At 64.3% G+C, this 19,847-nt stretch carries 22 protein-coding genes; 15 read left to right on the forward strand and 7 right to left on the reverse strand.

What is annotated here, in order from left to right; all coding sequences use genetic code 11:
- Window positions 1–68: 68 nt before the first annotated feature.
- The gene (locus IVB07_RS04445) at window positions 69–596 is read right to left on the reverse strand and encodes a GNAT family N-acetyltransferase (RefSeq protein WP_018453309.1); all 528 of its coding nucleotides are present in this window, start codon (window positions 594–596) and stop codon (window positions 69–71) included.
- 238 nt (window positions 597–834) lie between these two features.
- Here IVB07_RS04445 and IVB07_RS04450 point away from each other — a divergent pair, with 238 nt between their 5' ends.
- The 10 genes from IVB07_RS04450 to IVB07_RS04495 all read left to right on the forward strand — a co-directional run bounded on the left by IVB07_RS04450 (window position 835) and on the right by IVB07_RS04495 (window position 8,125).
- Window positions 835–1,431: a superoxide dismutase gene (locus tag IVB07_RS04450; protein WP_007597204.1), complete on the forward strand. Its 597-nt coding sequence runs from the start codon at window positions 835–837 to the stop codon at window positions 1,429–1,431.
- A gap of 227 nt (window positions 1,432–1,658) precedes the next feature.
- On the forward strand, window positions 1,659–2,270 hold the full coding sequence (locus IVB07_RS04455; protein ID WP_018453310.1) for a permease: 612 nt from the start codon (window positions 1,659–1,661) through the stop codon (window positions 2,268–2,270).
- Window positions 2,267–2,767, forward strand: coding sequence for a hypothetical protein (locus IVB07_RS04460; protein WP_018453311.1), 501 nt, complete (start codon window positions 2,267–2,269; stop codon window positions 2,765–2,767). The genes IVB07_RS04455 and IVB07_RS04460 overlap by 4 nt, the downstream gene beginning before the upstream one ends.
- A gap of 43 nt (window positions 2,768–2,810) precedes the next feature.
- Window positions 2,811–3,047, forward strand: coding sequence for a hypothetical protein (locus IVB07_RS04465; RefSeq protein WP_039798633.1), 237 nt, complete (start codon window positions 2,811–2,813; stop codon window positions 3,045–3,047).
- Window positions 3,048–3,049: 2 nt separating this feature from the next.
- Window positions 3,050–3,805 (forward strand): ABC transporter ATP-binding protein, encoded by a 756-nt coding sequence (locus IVB07_RS04470; protein WP_018453313.1) that lies wholly within the window; start codon window positions 3,050–3,052, stop codon window positions 3,803–3,805.
- 6 nt (window positions 3,806–3,811) lie between these two features.
- Entirely contained in the window at window positions 3,812–4,681 is an 870-nt protein-coding gene (locus IVB07_RS04475) for a metal ABC transporter permease (RefSeq protein WP_247360919.1), read from the forward strand.
- A 5-nt stretch (window positions 4,682–4,686) separates the two neighbouring features.
- Window positions 4,687–5,550 carry a metal ABC transporter substrate-binding protein gene (locus IVB07_RS04480; RefSeq protein ID WP_018453314.1) on the forward strand — a complete coding sequence of 288 codons (864 nt, stop codon included), beginning with the start codon at window positions 4,687–4,689 and terminating at the stop codon, window positions 5,548–5,550.
- 54 nt (window positions 5,551–5,604) lie between these two features.
- Window positions 5,605–6,648: a GTP-binding protein gene (locus IVB07_RS04485; protein WP_026232508.1), complete on the forward strand. Its 1,044-nt coding sequence runs from the start codon at window positions 5,605–5,607 to the stop codon at window positions 6,646–6,648.
- Window positions 6,648–7,667 carry a WD40 repeat domain-containing protein gene (locus IVB07_RS04490; RefSeq protein WP_018453316.1) on the forward strand — a complete coding sequence of 340 codons (1,020 nt, stop codon included), beginning with the start codon at window positions 6,648–6,650 and terminating at the stop codon, window positions 7,665–7,667. The genes IVB07_RS04485 and IVB07_RS04490 overlap by 1 nt, the downstream gene beginning before the upstream one ends.
- A gap of 122 nt (window positions 7,668–7,789) precedes the next feature.
- Window positions 7,790–8,125 carry a hypothetical protein gene (locus IVB07_RS04495; protein ID WP_026232509.1) on the forward strand — a complete coding sequence of 112 codons (336 nt, stop codon included), beginning with the start codon at window positions 7,790–7,792 and terminating at the stop codon, window positions 8,123–8,125.
- Between the two features lie 213 nt (window positions 8,126–8,338).
- Here IVB07_RS04495 and IVB07_RS04500 read toward each other — a convergent pair whose 3' ends face one another.
- The 5 genes from IVB07_RS04500 to IVB07_RS04520 form a co-directional block, all read right to left on the reverse strand.
- Entirely contained in the window at window positions 8,339–9,781 is a 1,443-nt protein-coding gene (locus IVB07_RS04500; protein WP_018453318.1) for a homospermidine synthase, read from the reverse strand.
- Window positions 9,782–9,829: 48 nt separating this feature from the next.
- Window positions 9,830–10,219: a RidA family protein gene (locus IVB07_RS04505; RefSeq protein WP_018453319.1), complete on the reverse strand. Its 390-nt coding sequence runs from the start codon at window positions 10,217–10,219 to the stop codon at window positions 9,830–9,832.
- Window positions 10,220–10,363: 144 nt separating this feature from the next.
- A complete protein-coding gene (locus tag IVB07_RS04510) occupies window positions 10,364–10,951 on the reverse strand; it encodes an N-acetyltransferase (protein WP_026232510.1) in 588 nt (195 codons plus the stop codon).
- A gap of 132 nt (window positions 10,952–11,083) precedes the next feature.
- Complete coding sequence (locus IVB07_RS04515; RefSeq protein ID WP_018453321.1) at window positions 11,084–12,226, reverse strand: type III PLP-dependent enzyme; 1,143 nt, start codon at window positions 12,224–12,226, stop codon at window positions 11,084–11,086.
- A 672-nt stretch (window positions 12,227–12,898) separates the two neighbouring features.
- Window positions 12,899–13,153 (reverse strand): hypothetical protein, encoded by a 255-nt coding sequence (locus IVB07_RS04520; protein ID WP_018453322.1) that lies wholly within the window; start codon window positions 13,151–13,153, stop codon window positions 12,899–12,901.
- A gap of 135 nt (window positions 13,154–13,288) precedes the next feature.
- Here IVB07_RS04520 and IVB07_RS04525 point away from each other — a divergent pair, with 135 nt between their 5' ends.
- From IVB07_RS04525 to IVB07_RS04535, 3 genes are read left to right on the forward strand one after another with little or no spacing between them, the layout of a single operon-like run.
- The gene (locus IVB07_RS04525; RefSeq protein WP_018453323.1) at window positions 13,289–15,370 is read left to right on the forward strand and encodes a M3 family metallopeptidase; all 2,082 of its coding nucleotides are present in this window, start codon (window positions 13,289–13,291) and stop codon (window positions 15,368–15,370) included.
- Window positions 15,370–16,008, forward strand: a complete 639-nt coding sequence (locus IVB07_RS04530; protein ID WP_247299312.1) for a DUF1007 family protein — start codon at window positions 15,370–15,372, stop codon at window positions 16,006–16,008. Before IVB07_RS04525 ends, IVB07_RS04530 begins: the two co-directional genes overlap by 1 nt.
- Window positions 16,005–17,105, forward strand: a complete 1,101-nt coding sequence (locus IVB07_RS04535; protein WP_247360922.1) for a nickel/cobalt transporter — start codon at window positions 16,005–16,007, stop codon at window positions 17,103–17,105. Before IVB07_RS04530 ends, IVB07_RS04535 begins: the two co-directional genes overlap by 4 nt.
- 153 nt (window positions 17,106–17,258) lie before the next feature.
- On the opposite strand, the gene IVB07_RS04540 is transcribed toward IVB07_RS04535, so the two are convergent.
- A complete protein-coding gene (locus IVB07_RS04540) occupies window positions 17,259–17,657 on the reverse strand; it encodes an MAPEG family protein (protein ID WP_018453326.1) in 399 nt (132 codons plus the stop codon).
- 81 nt (window positions 17,658–17,738) lie between these two features.
- Here IVB07_RS04540 and hemH point away from each other — a divergent pair, with 81 nt between their 5' ends.
- A complete protein-coding gene (gene hemH / locus IVB07_RS04545; RefSeq protein WP_018453327.1) occupies window positions 17,739–18,776 on the forward strand; it encodes a ferrochelatase in 1,038 nt (345 codons plus the stop codon).
- A 25-nt stretch (window positions 18,777–18,801) separates the two neighbouring features.
- Complete coding sequence (locus tag IVB07_RS04550; RefSeq protein ID WP_018453328.1) at window positions 18,802–19,776, forward strand: ABC transporter substrate-binding protein; 975 nt, start codon at window positions 18,802–18,804, stop codon at window positions 19,774–19,776.
- Window positions 19,777–19,847: the final 71 nt, after the last annotated feature.

Raw genomic sequence — 19,847 nt, forward strand, 5'->3', positions numbered from 1 at the left:
AATATTGGATGATGATCGACATATTATATGGCGGGCAGCCCCGGCACCAGCCGCGCCTCACGCAGGGCTCACCAGGGCAGGCCGCAGAGGTCGATAGTGCCGAGTGTCGGCGCGCTGACGATGTTGCAGACATAGGGCGCCATGTGAGTGAAGCGGATCCGCCCCTCCGGCTGCTCGCAATAGACCTCGCCCTTGAAGGGGAGCCAGCTGCGGGCTTCGTAGAACGCGACATTGTGCGGCTCGCAGAACAGCAGCGCGAAGCGGACCGCCTCGTTGGCGCGCATGGTATGCACCGCGGCATCGATCGCCATGGTCGCATAGCCGCGGCCGCGTCGATCCTCCCGCGTGCAGACGCCGCCGATGCCGCCGATGTGAACCTTCTGCCCATTCCAAGTGACGGTGCGGAAGTAGATGCCGACGTGGCAGACGAGACCATCCTCGGGCGTCTCGATGAGGACGCGCAGGTCGGCATTGGCCCATTTGACGTGAGCCCAGGGCTGCTTCGCGACGATATCAGGTCCGAAGACCGCCTGGTGCAGTGGCTCCGCCATCCGCCAGGAGGCGTCGCCGTTCAAAATGTCGATCTCGATGCTCATCGCTCTCACCTTCGCATCTCCGCGCCGTCGGTGCGTTTCGTTCTGCCATAAGCACCTCAAAGGCAATGATATTTTATGGCCTGGTTGAAACGCCCTACATCCTTGCGACGATTTTATGCAATCCGGCCAAGCCGCCGCACCATGCCTTTTGGAAAATTCACGGTATTTAACAGCCGCGGAACCTTCTATAAGGGGTGACCGTTAAGTCTCGTTCCCCCATCAGTCGCGGACAACACCCATGACCTTTACGCTGCCCCCACTCCCCTACGCCTATGACGCCCTCGGACAATTCATGTCGAAGGAAACGCTCGAATTCCACCACGACAAGCATCATCAGGCCTATGTCACCAACGGCAACAACGCGCTCAAGGGCACCGAATGGGAAGGCAAGTCCCTTGAGGAGATCGTCAAGGGCTCGTTCGGCAAGAACCCCGCGGTGTTCAACAATGCCGGCCAGCACTACAACCACATCCATTTCTGGAGCTGGATGAAGCCCAATGGCGGCGGCACCAAGCTGCCGGGCAAGATCGAGAAGAAGATCAACGAGGACCTCGGCGGCTTCGAGAAGTTCAAGACGGACTTCCAGGCGGCCGGCGTCGGCCAGTTCGGCTCCGGCTGGTGCTGGCTCCAGGTCAAGAACGGCAAGCTCGAGATTTCCAAGACCCCGAACGGCGAGAATCCGCTGGTGCACGGCGCCACCCCGATCCTCGGCTGCGACGTCTGGGAGCACTCCTACTACATCGACTACCGCAACCGCCGTCCCGACTATCTGAAGGCGTTTGTCGAGAACCTCGTGAACTGGGAATACGTCGAGTCGCTGTTCGACAAGGCCTGAGTTCGACGAGGCCTGGGCTTCACGCATTCCGGGGCCGGCTTTGCCGCTCCGGAATGACGGAATTGAAAGGCGGTCGAGGCGCGGCCGCCTTTTTGTTGTGCGGAATTCGCACTTCGCCTCGCATGGCCCTGCGCGAGGTGCGCATCGCTCCCGTCATCGTACTGTTTGCATCGCATCTGCGGCGCCCTTAAGCAGGACGGGCATCGCCCTCGAGCCGAACGCGCCCGTTGTCAGATCCTTCCTCGAAAGACCCGGCATCCGCCGAGGACGCGGAATCCGAGCCGCGGCCGGGTCGCGTGCGCAAGCCGATCGGCTGGTCGACCATCATCATCGCAGCCCTTGTGGCGGTGAGCGCAGGTCTGGTCTGGCGGCGTGATGGCACCGACGGTGTTCTCGAGATACTGACCCACGATCTCTCGCTGTTCGGCGGCATCCTGCCCCGCGTGCTGGCCGGCTGCCTGCTCGGTGCGTTCATCTCCGAGATCCTGCCGCACGAAAAAGTCTCGCGCGCGCTCGGGCCGAAATCGGGCCTGAAAGGCCTTCTGATCGGCACCGCCTTCGGCGCGATCCTGCCCGGCGGTCCCTTCACCGCCTATCCCGTGGCGAGTGCGCTGCTGGCGGTCGGCGCCGATTTCGGTGCCACCATCGCCATGGTCGTGAGTTGGACCTTGATCGGCTATGGCCGGGCGGTCGCCTGGGAAATCCCGATTATGGGCACCGACTTCACGCTGTGGCGCATCGTCATCTCGCTGCCGTTGCCGGTGCTCGCAGGCGCGCTCGGCCGCTTCGTCTATGTCCGGCTTTATCCGAAGCCGGCCATGAAGGACGACGAGACATGAGCGCCGCGCTCCTGATCGACATCCTGTTGTGGGGTTCGGTGTTCGGCGTCGGCCTGATCGCCTTTCGCCGCGGCCCACCAGTGTTCAAGGCCTCGCTGCGCGAAGGCTCGATGGACTTCATCAACATCGTGCCGCGGATCGCGCTGGGGGTGATCGGCTCCGGCTACATCGCCGCTATCATCCCACAGGAGGTGATCAGCGGCTGGCTCGGCCCGGACAGCGGCTGGCTCGGGGTCGCGACTGCCGTGGTCGCCGGGGCCGCGACGCCCGGTGGCCCGGTGATCGGGTTCTCGATCGGGACGGTGGCCCTGAAATCGGGTGGTGGGGTGCCGCAGGTGGTCGCCTATGTCGTCGCTTGGGCGCTATTTGCCTTCCAACGGGTGATTTTGTGGGAAATTCCGTTCATGCCGGCCCGTTTCGTCTGGTTCCGCTGCGCGGTTTCGGTGCCGTTCCCGTTCGTCGCCGCCGCCATCGCCATGCTGATCGGCAAACCCTGAGCCCGGCATGGACAGCTGTAATGTTATAATATAACATCCAGGAATGGTTCCCGCCGCGTCCCAAGCCCATCATAGCGATCATGCTCATAGCCATTCCCATGACGACGGGCATTCGCATGGACACGATCACACCCACGCACATGTCCACGGTGCGGCCTCTCCGCATCCGGCTCAGGCGGCGCACTGGTCGATCCTGCGCATGACGATGGCCGCCCGTCTCGCGGCCGCGCTCGCGGTCTGCGCCGTGCTTTGGGGCGTGGTCTTCCTGGCGATGAGGTGACCATGGCGGCGCTGCATTTCCACAACGTTACGCTCGGCTATGACCGCCATCCGGCCGTGCACCACCTCAATGGGGAGGTCGCGCCGGGCGCGCTGCTGGCCGTGATCGGCCCGAACGGCGCCGGCAAGTCGACGCTGCTGCGGGGCATCGTCGGCATCCTCAGGCCGCTCGACGGCAGCATCCATCTCGGCGGGCTCGACAGCCGCGATATCGCCTATCTGCCGCAGAGTGCGGAGATCGACCGCAGCTTCCCGATCTCGGTGCTGGACTTCGTCGCCACCGGGCTGTGGCGTGGGACCGGCCTGTTCGGCGGCATCGGCAAGGCGGCGCGCGAAAAGATCCTCCGCGCGATCGCTTCCGTTGGCCTTAACGGTTTCGAAAACCGCCCAATCGGCACGCTCTCGGGCGGCCAGATGCAGCGCGTGCTGTTCGCGCGCGTACTGCTCCAGGACGCGCGGCTGATCGTGCTGGACGAGCCCTTCAACGCCATCGACAGCAAGACCACGGCTGATCTGCTGACGCTGGTGAAGCACTGGCATGGCGAGGGCCGCACAGTGCTCGCCGCACTGCACGACATGGAGATGGTGCGCACCCATTTCAGCGAGACGCTGGTGCTGGCGCGCGGTCCCGTGGTGTGGGGGCCGACGGCGGAGGTGCTGACGCCGGAAAACCTGCTGGTCGCAATGCGGATGTGCGAAGCCTTCGACGACAGCGCCGCCACCTGCTCGGCCGATGATGCCCGCTCACGGGCGGCTTGATATCCGATGCTCTATGACGCGTTGATCGGCCCGTTCACCGAATTCGAGTTCATGCGACGTGCGCTCGCGGCCGTTATCGCGCTGTCGCTCGCGGGTGCGCCGATCGGCGCGTTCCTGATGTTGCGGCGGATGAGCCTGGTCGGCGACGCCATGGCACATGCAATCCTCCCCGGCGCCGCTGTCGGTTTCCTGCTCTCCGGCCTCAATCTGTTCGCGATGACGGCCGGAGGCCTGATCGCAGGTTTTGCCGTCGCAATCCTCGCAGGCCTCGTCGCGCGCTCGACCGGGTTGAAGGAGGATGCCTCGCTCGCGACCTTCTATCTGGCCTCGCTGGCGCTCGGCGTCACCATCGTCTCGATCAAGGGCACCAATATCGACCTGCTGCACGTGCTGTTCGGCAATATTCTCGCGATGGACGACCAGACGCTGCTGGTCGTCGCATTCAACGCCACGGTCACGCTGCTGGTGCTCGCCGTGATCTACCGTCCGCTGGTGATCGAAAGCGTCGATCCGCTGTTTTTGCGCACCGTCAGCCGGGCCGGCGGGCCTGCGCATCTCGCTTTCCTCGCGCTGGTCGTGATCAACCTCGTCAACGGCTTTCAGGCGCTCGGCACGCTGCTCGCGGTCGGCCTGATGATCCTGCCGGCCGGCATCGCGCGGTTCTGGTCGCGCGATCTCACCGTCATGATCTGCATCGCGGTCGTCGCTGCCGCCGTGTCCGGCTATGCAGGTCTCGTGCTGTCGTTCCAGACCCGTGTGCCGTCGGGTCCTGCGATCATTCTGGTGGCAAGCGCGCTCTACACCGTCTCCGTCCTGTTCGGCCGGGTCGGCGGCGTCGTTAGGCAGCTGTTTCCCGGCCGGCATTTGGAAGCGTGATAGCGATGCGGCGCATCCTGCTTTGTGTGCTTATGCTGATCGCCTCGCCGCTGCACGCCGCTGAGCAACTGAAAGTCGTCGCGAGCTTCTCGATCCTGGCCGACTTCGTCCGTAATGTCGGCGGCGACCGGATCAATCTGACGACGTTGGTCGGGGCCGACAGCGACGTCCATGTCTACGCGCCCGCGCCAAGCGATGCGAAGCGGATCGCGGACGCAAAGCTGGTCATCGTCAACGGGCTTGGTCTCGAGGGCTGGCTGCCACGGCTCGTGCAGTCCTCGGGCAGCAAGGCGCAGGTGGTTATCGTGAGCGCCGGCATCGCGCCGCTCAAGCTCGGCTCGGCCGCAGATCCGCATGGCTGGCAGTCGGTCCCCAACGCCAAAATCTACGTCACCGACATCGCCAATGCGCTGGCCGCGGTCGACCCTGACGATGCGGAGTTCTTCCGCGCCCGGGCCAAGGCCTATTTGGAAAAGCTCGAAACGCTCGACCGCGAGGTCCGCGCAGCCGTGGCCAAGATCCCGCAGGAGCGTCGCAAGGTGATTTCGACCCATGACGCTTTCGGCTATTTCGCCGCCGAATACGGCGTCCAGTTCATCGCGCCGCTCGGCGTCTCCACGGAAACCGAGCCCAGCGCGCGGGACATCGCCACCATCATCGGCCAGATCAAGGCCCAAAAAATCCCAGCCGTGTTCCTGGAAAATATCAGCGACGACCGGCTGATCCGGCGGATCGCGGCGGAGACCGGCTCAAAAGTCGGCGGGACCCTGATTTCGGACGGTTTGACCGGCGAAAAGGGGCCTGCACCCACTTACATTGATATGGTCAGGCACAATATAAAGGCCCTGACCAGTGCGCTTGACCACTAGGGCAGGGGCCACCCCGCCTCGCGTCGCGCGAAAAGCCCGAAGTCCGGAGTTGTTATGTCTGAAGCGACCGCCCCAAAAATTCCCGTGACCGTCCTGACCGGCTATCTCGGTGCGGGCAAGACCACGCTGTTGAACCGCATCCTGTCGGAAAACCACGGCAAGAAATACGCCGTCATCGTCAACGAATTCGGCGAGATCGGCATCGACAACGACCTCATCATCGGTGCCGATGAGGAAGTGTTCGAAATGAACAACGGCTGCATCTGCTGCACCGTGCGCGGCGATCTCGTGCGCATCATGGAAGGCCTGATGAAGCGCAAGGGCAAGTTCGACGCCATCATCGTCGAGACCACCGGTCTTGCCGATCCGGCCCCCGTCGCCCAGACCTTCTTCGTCGACGAGGACGTGCAGAAGAGCGCGCGCCTCGATGCGGTGGTCACGGTTGCGGACGCCAAATGGCTATCCGACCGCCTCAAGGATGCACCTGAGGCCAAGAACCAGATCGCCTTTGCCGACGTCATCGTGCTGAACAAGATCGATCTCGTTTCCAAGGGAGAACTTGCCGAGGTCGAGGCCCGCATCCGCGCCATCAATCCCTATGCGAAACTGCATCGCACCGAGCGCTGCTCGGTGGCTTTGGCGGACGTGCTCGACCGCGGCGCTTTCGACCTCGACCGCATCCTCGACATCGAGCCGGACTTCCTGAATGCCGAGGATCATGACCACGACCATGATCATCACCATCACGACCATCATCACAATCATGATCACAGCCACGGCCTGAAGCACTATCACGACGAGGACATGCAGTCGCTGTCACTCAAGACCGACAAGCCGCTCGATCCGAACGTGTTCATGCCCTGGCTTCAGAACCTGGTGCAGGTGGAGGGCGGCAAGATCCTGCGCTCCAAGGGCATCCTTGCTTTCCACGACGATGATGACCGCTACGTCTTTCAGGGTGTCCACATGATGCTGGAGGGCAACCACCAGCGCAAATGGAAGGACGGCGAGCCGCGCGAGAGCCGCCTCGTCTTCATCGGTCGCGAATTGCCGCAAGACCTCATTCGCCAGGGTTTTGAGAGCTGCATCGTCTCGTGATGAAAGAGTTTACGCCACCCGCCGATTCCGCCTCGATCGTCTCCGTCACCGAGCGCGTCAAACCGCTCGCGCTCGGCATGGTCGTGACCTCCGTGCATTTCCTTGGCAACCGCGCCGCCTTCGTCGGCGGCGAGGAGAATGTCGCGCTCGTGGATAGCCAGGGTGAGATCAGCAAGATCGCCGTGCACAGCGGCGGCATTCTCTCGGCCGCCTCCGACGGCAAGCGCCTCGTGATGGGCGGCGACGATGGAAAAGTCGTGTCGCTCGAGGCCAAAGGCGAAGTGACGCTGCTTGCGACCGACCCGAAACGGCGCTGGATCGATGCGGTGGCGCTGCATCCGGACGGTGCCTACGCCTGGTCGGCTGGCAAGACTGCTTTCTTCAAGAGCGGCAAGAGCGAGGAGAAGTCGCTCGAGGTGCCCTCGACCGTCGGCGGCCTCGCGTTTGCGCCGAAGGGCCAGCGTCTCGCGATCGCCCATTACAACGGCGCGACGCTGTGGTTTCCCAACATGGCGGGGTCGGCCGAATTCCTGCCTTGGGCCGGCTCGCATCTCGGCGTCACCTTCAGCCCGGACAACAAATTCCTGGTCACCACGATGCACGAATCGGCGCTGCACGGCTGGCGGCTTGCCGACAACAGGCACATGCGCATGACCGGCTATCCCAGCCGCGTCCGCTCGATGTCGTGGAGCGCGGGCGGCAAGGCGCTGGCGACCTCGGGCGCCGACACGGTGATCCTGTGGCCGTTCGCTAGCAAGGATGGCCCGATGGGCAAGGAGCCAGCGATGCTCGCGCCGCTGCAGGCGCGCGTGTCGGTCGTCGCCTGCCACCCCAGGAACGACATCTTCGCCGCCGGCTACAGCGACGGCACCGTGCTGATGGTCCGTCTGGAGGACGGCGCCGAGATCCTCGTCCGCCGCAACGGCACGCCCGCAGTCGCCGCGCTCGCCTGGAACGCGAAGGGGACGCTGTTGGCGTTCGCCGACGAAAATGGTGATGGCGGCCTGCTCGAGCTTTAATCTGTCATCGTTCCGACCGTGGATGGGGCCATGTGGCGCGCAGCCGTCGAGTTCCGGCCGCCACGGGCGGGAACCGCAGAGCGGCAATTTCGTTGATCCCGCAGACAAAGGCGGTGATCGACATGCCCGGCCAATATGACAAGCGCAGACTGAAGCTCGACTTGATGGTCGCCTGCTCGCTGTTCGCGGCAGGCGTCGTGGTGTCAGGCATGTCGCTGGCGCAAATCCGCGCCGAGACCCGGATGCAGACAGCCCAAGCGACGCAACCCCTTCAGGGCACGCCGTCCGACGATCAGAATAAGCCCGCGGAAGCCAAGCCCGGCGGCGACCGGCCGACCACGCCCGCCCCAGAGCCCGCGCGGCCCGAACCGCAGACGCAGGGCGCTGCCGGCGCGGCGAAACCAGCATTGCCGCCAGCCCCAGCCGAGAAGATCGCGCCGCCGATCGAGAGGAAGTAGGTTCTGCATCTACGCGGGTGCTGTCATCGTCCGCGAAGGCGGACGATCCAGTATTCCAGAGGCTGTGCGTGGATACGGAGATGCTGCGGCGTACTGGATGCCCCGCCTGCCGCTTACGCTAAAGCTTCGGCGCGCCTGGACCTCAACCTCGGCTAAGCCTTGGCGTAGCCGGGTCGCGGGGCATGACAGCAGTGGCCGTGGCGCGACGCCGCCTCACCGCACCAGAACATTCCGGAACTGCCAGGGATCGCTCGTGTCGATGTCCTCCGGGAACAGTCCCGGACGATCCGTCAGCGGCGTCCAGTCGGTATAAAAACCCTTCACCGGGCCGAGATACGGCAGCTGAATTTCCAGCAGACGATCGAAATCCATCTCGTCGGCTTCGACGATGCCCTCGTTCGGGTTTTCTAGCGCCCACACCATGCCGCCGAGCACGGCGGAGGTCACTTGCAGACCGGTGGCGTTCTGATAGGGCGCGAGCTTGCGGGTCTCTTCGATCGAGAGCTGCGAGCCGTACCAGTAGGCATTGTTGTCATGGCCGAACAGCAGCACGCCGAGTTCGTCGATGCCGTCGACGATTTCGTTCTCGTCGAGGATGTGGTGCTTTTCCTGCATCTTCGCGGCGCGGCCGAACATTTCATGCAGCGACAGCACGGCATCGTCAGCCGGATGATAGGCGTAGTGGCAGGTCGGCCGATAGACCGCCGTGCCCGATGCGTCGCGCACGGTGAAATAGTCGGCAATCGAGATCGACTCGTTGTGGGTGACGAGGAAGCCATATTGCGCGCCGCGGGTCGGGCACCAGGTGCGCACGCGCGTGTTGGCGCCGGGCTGCATCAGATAGATGGCAGCGCCGCAGCCGGCTTCGTGAGTCCGCGCATTCTCGGGCATCCATTTTTCGTGGGTGCCCCAGCCGAGCTCGGAGGGCTGCACGCCTTCCGACAGGAAACCTTCCACCGACCAGGTGTTGACGAAGACATCGGGCTCTTTCGGCTTCTTGGAGCGCTGGGTGTCGCGTTCGGCGATATGGATGCCCTTGATACCGGCCTGTCGCATCAAGTCCGCCCATTCGGCTTTGGTCTTCGGCTTGGGGGCATTGAGCTTCAGATCGGCGGCGACGTTGAGCAACGCCTGCTTGACGAAAAACGAGACCATGCCGGGATTGGCGCCACAGCAGGAGACGGCCGTCGTCGACCCCGCGGGGCGCGCCTTCTTGGCGGCCAGCGTCGCTTCGCGAAGGGCGTAGTTGGAGCGCGCCTCCGGGCCCTTCGACGAATCGAAATAGAAGCCGAGCCAGGGCTCGTTGACGGTGTCGATATAGAGAGCGCCGAGCTCGTTGCAGAGCTCCATGATGTCGGTGGAGCCGGTGTCGACCGAGAGATTGACGCAAAAGCCCTGGCCGCCGCCTTCGGTGAGCAGCGGGGTCAGCAACTCGCGGTAATTGTCCTTGGTCACACCCTTCTGGATGAAGCGCACATTGTGCTTCTCGCAATGCGCCTTGCGACCCTCGTCCTTGGGATCGATCACGGTGATGCGCGATTTGTCGTAATCGAGATGCCGCTCGATCAGCGGCAGCGTGCCTTTGCCGATGGAGCCGAAGCCGACCATGACGATGGGGCCAGTGATCTTCGCGTAGATCTGCGAGGCGGGGCTCATAGGATGGTTTCTCCGGAACGTGCTGGCGAGCAAATGGTGAGGGATGGCTCAGGTGCTGCGGCGCTTGGCAGTGGCTTCGATCTCGACTTTCATCTCGGGCTTGTAGAGCGCCGAGACGACGAGAAGCGTGGCGGCCGGGCGGATCTCGCCGAGGACTTCGCCGCAGACCGCGAAATGCGCGTCTGCGTTCTTGGCGTCGGTGAGGTAATAGGTGACGCGGACAATGTCGGCCATCTCGAAGCCGCCCTCCTTCAGGGCAGCTTCGATGGTCTTGAAGCAGTTGCGTGACTGGCTCGTGACATCGGCCGGCATCGTCATGGTGGTGTAGTCGTAGCCGGTGGTACCCGCGACGAAGGCGAACTCGCCGTCGATCACGGCGCGGCTGTAGCCGGCGGTCTTCTCGAACGGGGAGCCGGTGGAAATCAGGCGGCGGGACATGGTCGTAGGCCTCGACTGAAGAGGAATTTCGTGGGGTTTACGCAATTTGCCGGCCTGCGCAACCCCAAAGGAATGGAGCTTAACGCAGGCACAGCCGGGCGTTGCCGCTTAACGCGGCTAGGTCGTCGCCATCATGGCGATCCCTTAAGCCGCGCGCGCCTGGAGGGCGCGAACTACCCTCCGTTTGGGCAGGGCCGCACCAGTCGGGACGATCATCCCGGCGGCGCCGTCCAGCGCGCCTGTCGTGAATTCGATCGCCAGCAGGCGGTCGCGCTCGAACGGACCGGGCAGCGACAGCTCGCCGGTGTTGGCGGCCGAGAAGCCGAAGCGGGCGTAATAGGGGGCATCGCCGAGCAGGATCACGGCGGCATGCCCGCGCGCCCGGGCGGCAGCCAGCGCTTGTTGCATCAGCGCGGCGCCGATCCCGAGCTCGCGGCAGGCAGGGTCCACCGCCAGCGGTCCGAGGACCAGAGCGGGCCTGCCTCCGGCGCTGACGTGCCACAGCCGCACGGTTCCCACGAGCTTCCCCTCGCGCATCGCGGCCAGCGCAAGGCCGGCAGCGGGGGCGCGTCCGTCACGCAGGCGCTGACAGGTACGGCCATGGCGGTTCTCGCCAAAGGACGCATCGAGCAGCGCTTCACGCATCGCAACGTCGACAGCACGCTCCGCACGGATCGCGAACGGAGCGGCTTTCGAAGTGGGGTCAATTTGTGTCTTCCGAAGAGCAGTCATGGCGCGTCAGTCCCCGCTTGAAACTGACGTGCGCAAAGCACGCCGGTTCAAGGCGTCGTCAGAAATCGAAATGTCAGGGAGGGAGCCGGCAAGCCGGTTCCCGGGTTCGTCAGGCCTCAGACGCGAGGCGGATCAGATGTGGTAGGTTTTCAGCGGCGGGATGCCGTTGAAAGCCACCGCCGAGTAGGTCGACGTATAGGCCCCGGTGCCTTCGATCAGCAGCTTGTCGCCGATCTCGAGCGTCACCGGAAGCGGATACGGGTTCTTCTCGTACAGCACGTCGGCGCTGTCACAGGTCGGGCCCGCGAGCACGCACGGCGTCATGTCCGCGCCGTCATGCGGGGTGCGGATGGCGTAACGGATCGACTCGTCCATGGTCTCGGCGAGACCGCCGAACTTGCCGATGTCCAGATAGACCCAGCGCACCTCGTCCTCGTCGCTCTTCTTCGAGATGAGCACGACTTCGGACTCGATGATGCCGGCGTTGCCCACCATGCCGCGGCCCGGCTCGATGATGGTCTCCGGAATCTGGTTGCCGAAGTGCTTGCGCAGCGCGCGGAAGATCGAGCGCCCGTAGGTCACCACCGGCGGTACGTCCTTCAGGTACTTGGTCGGGAAACCGCCGCCCATGTTGACCATGGTCAGGTTGATGCCGCGCTCGGCGCAGTCGCGGAACACCTGCGAGGCCATTGCCAGCGCACGGTCCCACGCCTTCACCTTGCGCTGCTGCGAGCCGACATGGAAGGAGATGCCGCACGGCTCCAGGCCCAGACGCTTGGCAACGTCGAGCACGTCGACGGCCATCTCCGGGTCGCAGCCGAACTTGCGCGACAGCGGCCATTCGGCGCCGGCGCAGTCATAGAGGATGCGGCAGAACACCTTTGCGCCGGGCGCGGCACGGGCGACCTTCTCGACTTCGGCGGCGCAATCGACCGCGAACAGCCGAATGCCGAGCGCGAAGGCGCGCGCGATGTCGCGCTCCTTCTTGATCGTGTTGCCGAAGGAGATGCGGTCGGGCGTCGCACCGGCGGCCAGCGCCATCTCGATCTCGGCGACCGTCGCGGTGTCGAAGCAGGAGCCCATGGAGGCGAGCAAAGCCAGCACTTCCGGCGCCGGGTTCGCCTTGACGGCATAGAACACGCGGCTGTCGGGCAGCGCCTTGGCAAAGGTCTGGTAATTGTCGCGCACGACTTCGAGGTCGACGACGAGGCACGGCTCGGTGTCGAGGCCCTCGCTGCGGCGGTTGCGCAGGAATTCCTGGATACGGTCGGTCATAGCACTCTCCCAAACGGCCCAGCGACGGGGATCCGTTCAAAAAATGACGTCGGATAAGAGCGCTCCGGCCAGATCGCGCGATGGAGGCGCGACGAGCCAAAGACTCACATCAGACTGTGCTGCCGTGGATTGGTTGGGAATGTTCCCGCCCGCACACCTGGCAATGAAGGACAAGCCTTTTCAGTAGCCCGCGCCGGCGTTGGACTGCCGGTAGAGACCAAAAAAGCCCGATCCGTCGTTGCTTTAAGTCGCGTCCCCCGTTGAGAGCGGGGTGCGCCGGTTCGCCTCCGGCTGCCAGTCACGGTTGCAAAGAGCAAAGTCACCTTCGACAAGGCATCTCTTTGAGAGAGATGCTGGACGCTCCGGGTTTGCTTTCGTCTTCCGGCGATGAGCCTTCCGACTTCCACACTTCCGAAGAGCCCCTCGGCTTCTTCACCCCTTGGCGGCTGTCCGGCCTCTTGTCCGGATACCTACCGACTGACACACGACCACAGGCACGTGCGAAATTGGGCAATCCGCACATAAGTGTTTTGACTCTGCTTCGCAAGAGATTTTTTAGGCTGCGAACAGAATTGCCTAACATCTGCTTGCGCAGTGTTGCGCGCGCGACGCGAAAGATGAACGCGCGTTAAGTTTTCTGCGCGGCGCGCGTCACTCGCGAGCGTCCGCGCTTCAGCCGCGCTTCGTGAACGGCTCGACGCGTTGAGCGGCGCGGATGAAGGCCGTCATCACGAGCACGCCGAGCGCAAACAGCGTGGCCTGAAGGATGTGCGTGCCTTGCTCGCCCAGCCCGAACAGGATCGCGAGCGCCCAGCCGCCGGCAAACGCCGCGCCGAACACCTCGGCGCCGATCAGGATGGCGGCGCTGACGACGGTGATGACGCTCGGCCAGACGATCCGACGGGAAGACGAGGAGGTCGCGTTCATGAGCTCAGGGGTCCTAGGCTTGGAGGGCCGCAATCTCACCGAAAAGGCAGCCGGGAGCAAGGGCAAACGGCCCAAAAAAGCCCTATCGCGTGCTATAGCTGGCCGCAACAATCGAGCCACAAATCGGGACTTGTAATGTCAGAACCCCGCCAAACTACGGACTCCGAGACCAACCCGCTGCTGAAGGCGTGGGTGACGCCGTTTGCGACCCCGCCCTTCGACGAAATCAAGCCGGAGCACTTCCTCCCGGCCTTCGAGCAGGCCTTCGCCGACCACTCCGCCGAGATCGCAGCGATCACCAACGACCCGACCGCGCCCGACTTCGCCAACACCATCACGGCGCTGGAGCGCTCGGGCAAGCTGCTCAGCAAGGTCGCGTCGGTCTTCTACGACCTCGTCTCGGCGCATTCCAACCCGGCCATTCTGGAGATCGACAAGGAGGTTTCCTTGCGGATGGCGCGGCACTGGAATCCGATCATGATGAACGCCGTGCTGTTTGGCCGCATTGCCCAGCTACACGAGAACCGCGCCAATCTCGGTCTGACACCGGAACAGCTCCGCCTGCTCGAGCGCACCTACACCCGCTTCCACCGCTCCGGCGCCGGCCTCTCCGAAGAGGCCAAGACGCGGATGGCGGAGATCAACGAGAGACTCGCCCAGCTCGGCACCAGCTTCAGTCATCATCTGCTCGGCGACGAGCAGGAATGGTTCATGGAGCTCGGCGAAGCCGACCGCCAGGGCCTGCCGGAGAGTTTTGTCGCCAGCGCCAAGGCTGCGGCGGAAGAACGCGGCATGGCCGGCAAGGCCATCGTCACCCTGTCGCGCTCCTCGGTCGAACAGTTCCTGAAGAGCTCGGCCCGGCGTGACCTGCGCGAGAAGGTCTACAAGGCCTTCACCGCGCGGGGCGACAACGGCAATGCCAACGACAACAACGCGACCATCGTCGAGGTCCTGAAGCTGCGCGAGGAGAGCGCCAATCTCCTGGGTTATCCGACCTTCGCGGCCTACCGGCTCGAGGATTCCATGGCCAAGACGCCGGAAGCGGTGCGCGGCCTTCTGGAGCGGGTCTGGAAGCCGGCCCGGGCGCGGGCGCTCGCCGACCGCGACGACATGCAGGCGCTGATCACGGAGGAGGGCGGCAATTTCAAGCTCGCCCCCTGGGACTGGCGCTTCTATGCCGAAAAGCTGCGCCTTCAGCGCGCCAATTTCGACGACGCCGCGATCAAGCCGTATCTCGCGCTCGATCACATGATCGCCGCCGCCTTCGACTGTGCCACGCGCCTGTTCGGCGTCACTTTCGAGGAGCGCAAGAACGTGCCGGTCTGGCATCCGGACGTCCGGGTCTGGGAGATGAAGGGGCGGGACGGCAAGCACAAGGCGCTGTTCTATGGCGATTACTTCGCCCGGCCGTCGAAGCGCTCCGGCGCCTGGATGACCTCGCTGCGCGACCAGCAGAAGCTCGACGGCGAGGTCGCGCCGCTGATCCTCAACATCTGCAACTTCTCCAAGGGCGCGGACGGGGAACCCTCGCTGCTGTCGCCCGACGATGCCCGCACCCTGTTCCACGAGTTCGGCCATGGCCTGCACGGCATGCTCTCCAACGTGACCTATCCGTCGCTGTCGGGCACCTCCGTGTTCACCGACTTCGTCGAATTGCCCTCCCAGCTGTACGAGCATTGGCAGGAGCGGCCCGAGGTGCTGCAAAAGTTTGCCCGCCACTACCAGACCGGCGAGCCGCTGCCGGACGATCTGCTGCAACGGTTCCTGGCCGCGCGAAAATTCAACCAGGGTTTCGCCACGGTCGAGTTCGTCTCCTCGGCGCTGATCGATCTCGAATTCCACACCCAGCCGGCCTCCGCCGCGCAGGACGTCCGCGCCTTCGAGAGACGCGAGCTGGAGAAGATCGGCATGCCCGAGGAGATCTCGCTGCGTCACCGTCCGACGCAATTCGGTCACATCTTCACCGGCGATCATTATGCCGCCGGCTATTACAGCTACATGTGGTCGGAGGTGATGGACGCCGACGCCTTCGGCGCATTCGAGGAAGCCGGCGACATCTTCGATCCCGCCGTCGCAAAACGCCTGCACGACGACATCTACTCGAGCGGCGGATCGGTCGATCCGGAAGCCGCCTATGAGGCCTTCCGCGGCCGCCCGCCGGAGCCCGATGCGCTGCTGCGTCGCCGAGGTCTGCTTGACGCCCCGAAGGCGGCCTGATGGGCGTGCGCGCCCTGCTCGGGCTGCTGCTCGCCGCTGGCCTCACCTTTGTGGCCGGGGCGGCGCAGGCGCACCCGCATGTCTGGATCACCGCGACCAGCGAGTTGCTCTATGCCGCGGACGGCACCATCACCGGCGTGCGCCACGCCTGGACGTTTGACGACATGTTCTCGGCCTATGCCGTGCAGGGGCTCGAGAGCAAGACCAAGGGCGTCTATACCCGCGAGGAGCTCGGACCGCTGGCGCAGACCAATGTCGAGTCGCTGAAGGAATATGCCTACTTCACCTTCGCGCGAGCCGACGGCAAGAAGGAGCGATTCCAGGAGCCGGTCGACTACTTCCTCGACTACAAGGATACGGTCCTGACCCTGCACTTCACGCTGCCGCTGAAGAATCCGGTCAGGTCCAAGCAATTGATGCTCGAAGTGTTCGACCGCTCCTTCTTCATTGACTTCCAGATGGCCAAGGACAACCCGATCAAGCTGGTCGGCGCGCCCGCCGGCTGCCAGATGAAACTTGAGCGGCCGAGCGACGGCACCGCGAGTGCGCAGAAGCTCAACGAGCAGACCTTCATGAACGGCGAGAACTCCAATTTCGGCATGATGTTCGCCAACAAGATCACGGTGGATTGCCCTTGAAGTCGAAACTCTCCCCGCTCGCACGTGGGCTGCTCACCTGTGCCGCCGTTCTGCTGGTTGCGGGCGTGGCCGACGCGGCCCTCCACGAACTCGTCGCGCAGAACCCGTTTGGCGCACCAAGACCCGCGCGGGCGGCTGAGCCTGAGGCCAGTGGCCTCATCGGCTGGCTCTTGGCAAAACAATCGGAATTTTATCGCCAGATGTCGGCGACCATTCGCGCCGCCAAGTCCGACGGCTCGGCGGTGTGGACGCTGCTCGTCATCTCCTTTGCCTACGGCATCTTCCACGCCGCAGGGCCCGGCCACGGCAAGGCGGTGATCGCCTCCTATCTCGTCGCCAATCGCGAGACTGTCAGGCGCGGCATCGTGCTGTCGTTTGCATCCGCGTTGATGCAGTCGCTGGTGGCGATCCTGATCGTCGGTATCTCGGCCTGGGTGCTGAATGCGACCGCCAGGACCATGTGCAAGGCGGAAGGCGCGATCGAGATCGCAAGCTACGCCCTGATCGCGCTTTTCGGCCTGCGCCTGGTCTGGGTCAAGGGCCGCACCTTCATCCGTGCGCTGCAGGCGGTTCAGCCGGTGTCGGCGATCGCGGGCGTGCCGCATGACCATCATGATCACGGTCACCACCATCATGATGCGCATGATCATCATCGTCACGATCATGCGCACGCCCATCATCACCACGCGCATCACCACGTCCATGACGAGCATTGCGGCCATTCCCACGGCCCCATGCCGAGCGAGCTCGCCGGCCTCGGAGGCTGGGGACGCGGCTTTACCTCGATCCTGACCGTCGGCATCCGTCCCTGTTCGGGCGCGATCCTGGTGCTGGTGTTCGCGTTGGCCCAAGGCCTGTTCTGGGCCGGCATCGCCGCAACTCTGCTGATGGGGCTCGGCACCGCGATCACCGTCGCGGTCATTGCCGTGGTCGCCGTCTCCGCCAAGGACATCGCCGCCCGCCTGAGCGCCGGACGCGACGGCAACGGCGCGCTGTTCATGCGCGGCATCGAATTCGCCGCCGCCGGCCTCGTGCTGCTGTTCGGTGCAGGCCTGTTGTTGGGTTACATCGCGGCCGAACGGACGACGTGTTTCTGAGTTTTTCCCTCTCCCCTTGTGGGCGAGGGTGGCTCGCCGCGTAGCGGCGAGACGGGTGAGGGGTTGTCTCCGCGAGCGATCCTCTTGCAGCTGCGTTCGCCGATAGAACCCCTCATCCGGCGCTTCGCGCCACCTTCTCCCACAAAGGGAGAGTCACACCGGCAAGAACTGCTTCAACGCCGGCATGAAGAAGATCCCGAGATTGATCGCAAAGCCGATGCTCCAGAGGATGGAGCGCAGCGTCGGGCGGTTCCCGAGATAGGTCAGCACATAGGCGATCCGTACGATCAGGAACAGCACCGCGAGCTCGTCGATCATCCGCTGCGGCGAGTCCCGGAATTCGGCCAGCAGCACCGCGAAGGCGAAGAACGGAAAGGTCTCGATACCATTCTGGTGGGCGCCGAGCGCGCGCTGCGCGATGGCCTCTTCGTAGAAGGCGGGATCGCGCGGGCGTGAATTGTCGAACCCGCGAAACCTGATCCATTTGACCGAGACGATCGTCACCAAATAGAGCAGCAACGCTCCGGAGACGCACCATTCCGCGAGTGTCATCTTTCCTCCCCCGCCTCGGTGCGACCCTAGCGAAACCGGCCTGATCTTGACAAGCTCGGGGCAACGCGCGACCCAACGAGCATGACAACCCTAGCCCCTCTCAAGACCACGAAGCCGCTGCCTCAGTCCGGCCAGCCGCGCGTCGGCGTACTCCTGGTCAATCTCGGCACGCCCGATACCGCCGACGCGCGCGGCGTGCGGGTCTATCTGAAGGAGTTCCTCTCGGACGCCCGCGTCATCGAGGATCAGGGCTTGATCTGGAAGCTGGTGCTGAACGGCATCATCCTGCGCACCCGCCCCCGCGCCAAGGCGCGCGATTATCTCAAGATCTGGAACACCGAGAAGAACGAGTCGCCGCTCAAGACCATCACGCGCTCGCAGAGCGACAAGCTCGGAGCCATGCTGTCGGACCGCGACCAGGTCACGGTGGAATGGGCTATGCGCTACGGCAATCCCTCGATCAAGTCGGGCGTCGATGCGCTGATTGCGAAGGGCTGCGATCGCATTCTTGCCGTCCCCCTCTATCCGCAATATTCCGCCGCGACGTCGGCCACCGTCTGCGATGAGGTGTTTCGCGTGCTTGCGCGGCTGCGCGCGCAGCCGACGCTGCGGGTGACGCCGTCTTACTACGAGGACGAAGCCTATATCGAGGCGCTCGCCACCTCGATCGAGACGCATCTGGTGAGCCTGTCGTTCAAGCCAGAGCTGATCGTCGCCTCCTTCCACGGCATGCCGAAGGCCTATGTCGACAAGGGCGACCCCTATCAGGACCAATGTGTGGCGACCACCGAGGCGCTGCGGCGCCGGCTCGGCATGGACGAGACAAAGCTGCTGCTGACCTTCCAGTCGCGCTTCGGATTCGACGAGTGGCTGCAGCCCTACACTGACAAGACCATGGAGCGTCTGGCGAAAGAGGGCGTGCGCCGTATCGCGGTGATCACGCCGGGTTTTTCCGCCGACTGCCTGGAGACGCTGGAGGAGATCGCGCAGGAGAATGCCGAGATCTTCAAGCACAATGGCGGGGAGCAGTTTTCCGCGATCCCCTGCCTCAACGACAGCGACCCCGGCATGGATGTGATCCGAACGCTGGTGCTGCGCGAGCTCCAGGGCTGGATATAGTGAGCCTGGATCCGAGGAGCGCCCCATGAACCGCCGCGAGGTTCTGGCGCTTCTTGGGGTGACCACGATGCTGCCGGCCTCGGTGCTGGCGCAAGCGAATGCGACGCGCCGGCTCGGCGTGCTCTCGGTCACTGCGGCGGACGATGCGATCGGGCAGACGCGTAGCGCGGTCCTGGTCGAGGCGCTTGCCGGCCATGGCTGGAAGGAGGACGGCAGCCTTGAGATCGATTGGCGCAACGGCGGCGGCGACCGCGCGCGGATCGCGCAACTCGCCGACGAACTCGTGGCGCTCAAGCCCGACATCCTGCTTGCGGTCGGCACGCCCTCAGTGGAGGAGCTGCGCCAGCGCACGACGACGATCCCGATCGTTTTCGCCGTCGTCACCGATCCTGTCAGCCAGGGCTTTGTCCAGAATCTCGCCCATCCCGGCGGCAATATCACCGGCTTCACCGATTACGACGGCCCGCTGGCCGGCAAATGGCTGGAGATGCTTACGCAGGTCGTGCCAAAGCCGTCACGCGTTTCCGTCGTCTACAATCCCGCCACCGCGCCGTTCGCGCCGCTGATGCTGCGGACGATCGAAGACGCCGGCCGCGCGCTCGATGTGACGGTGGTGCCCGCGCCGGTCCATGACACGGCCTCGATCGCCGCCCTGGCCTTGCGGAAAGACGGCGGCCTGCTGGTGCTGCCGGATTTCTTCACCATGTCCAACCGTGCGCTTCTCCTGGCAGCCATCAATGAAGCGCGCGTGCCGGCGGTGTTCTGGAGCCGGACCTTCGTCGACGAGGGTGGCTTGATGTCCTACAGCACCGACAGCGCCGAGCAGCTCCGCCGCGCCGCCACCTATATCGATCGCATCCTGAAGGGTGCGCGAGCGGCCGACTTGCCGGTCCAGAATCCGACCACGTTCGAGCTGGCGATCAACTTGAAGACGGCCAAGGCGATCGGCGTCACGCTTCCGCCAAGCCTGCTCGCAACCGCGAACGAGGTCATCGAGTAGGATTTGGCTGCGACCGCCGGATTCGTTAACGTCGTCGCTAGGTGTGCGCCAGCACGCTTTCAAGAGCGCCT

This window comes from Bradyrhizobium sp. 172 (assembly GCF_023101065.1).
In the GTDB taxonomy this organism is placed as follows: domain Bacteria; phylum Pseudomonadota; class Alphaproteobacteria; order Rhizobiales; family Xanthobacteraceae; genus Bradyrhizobium; species Bradyrhizobium canariense_D.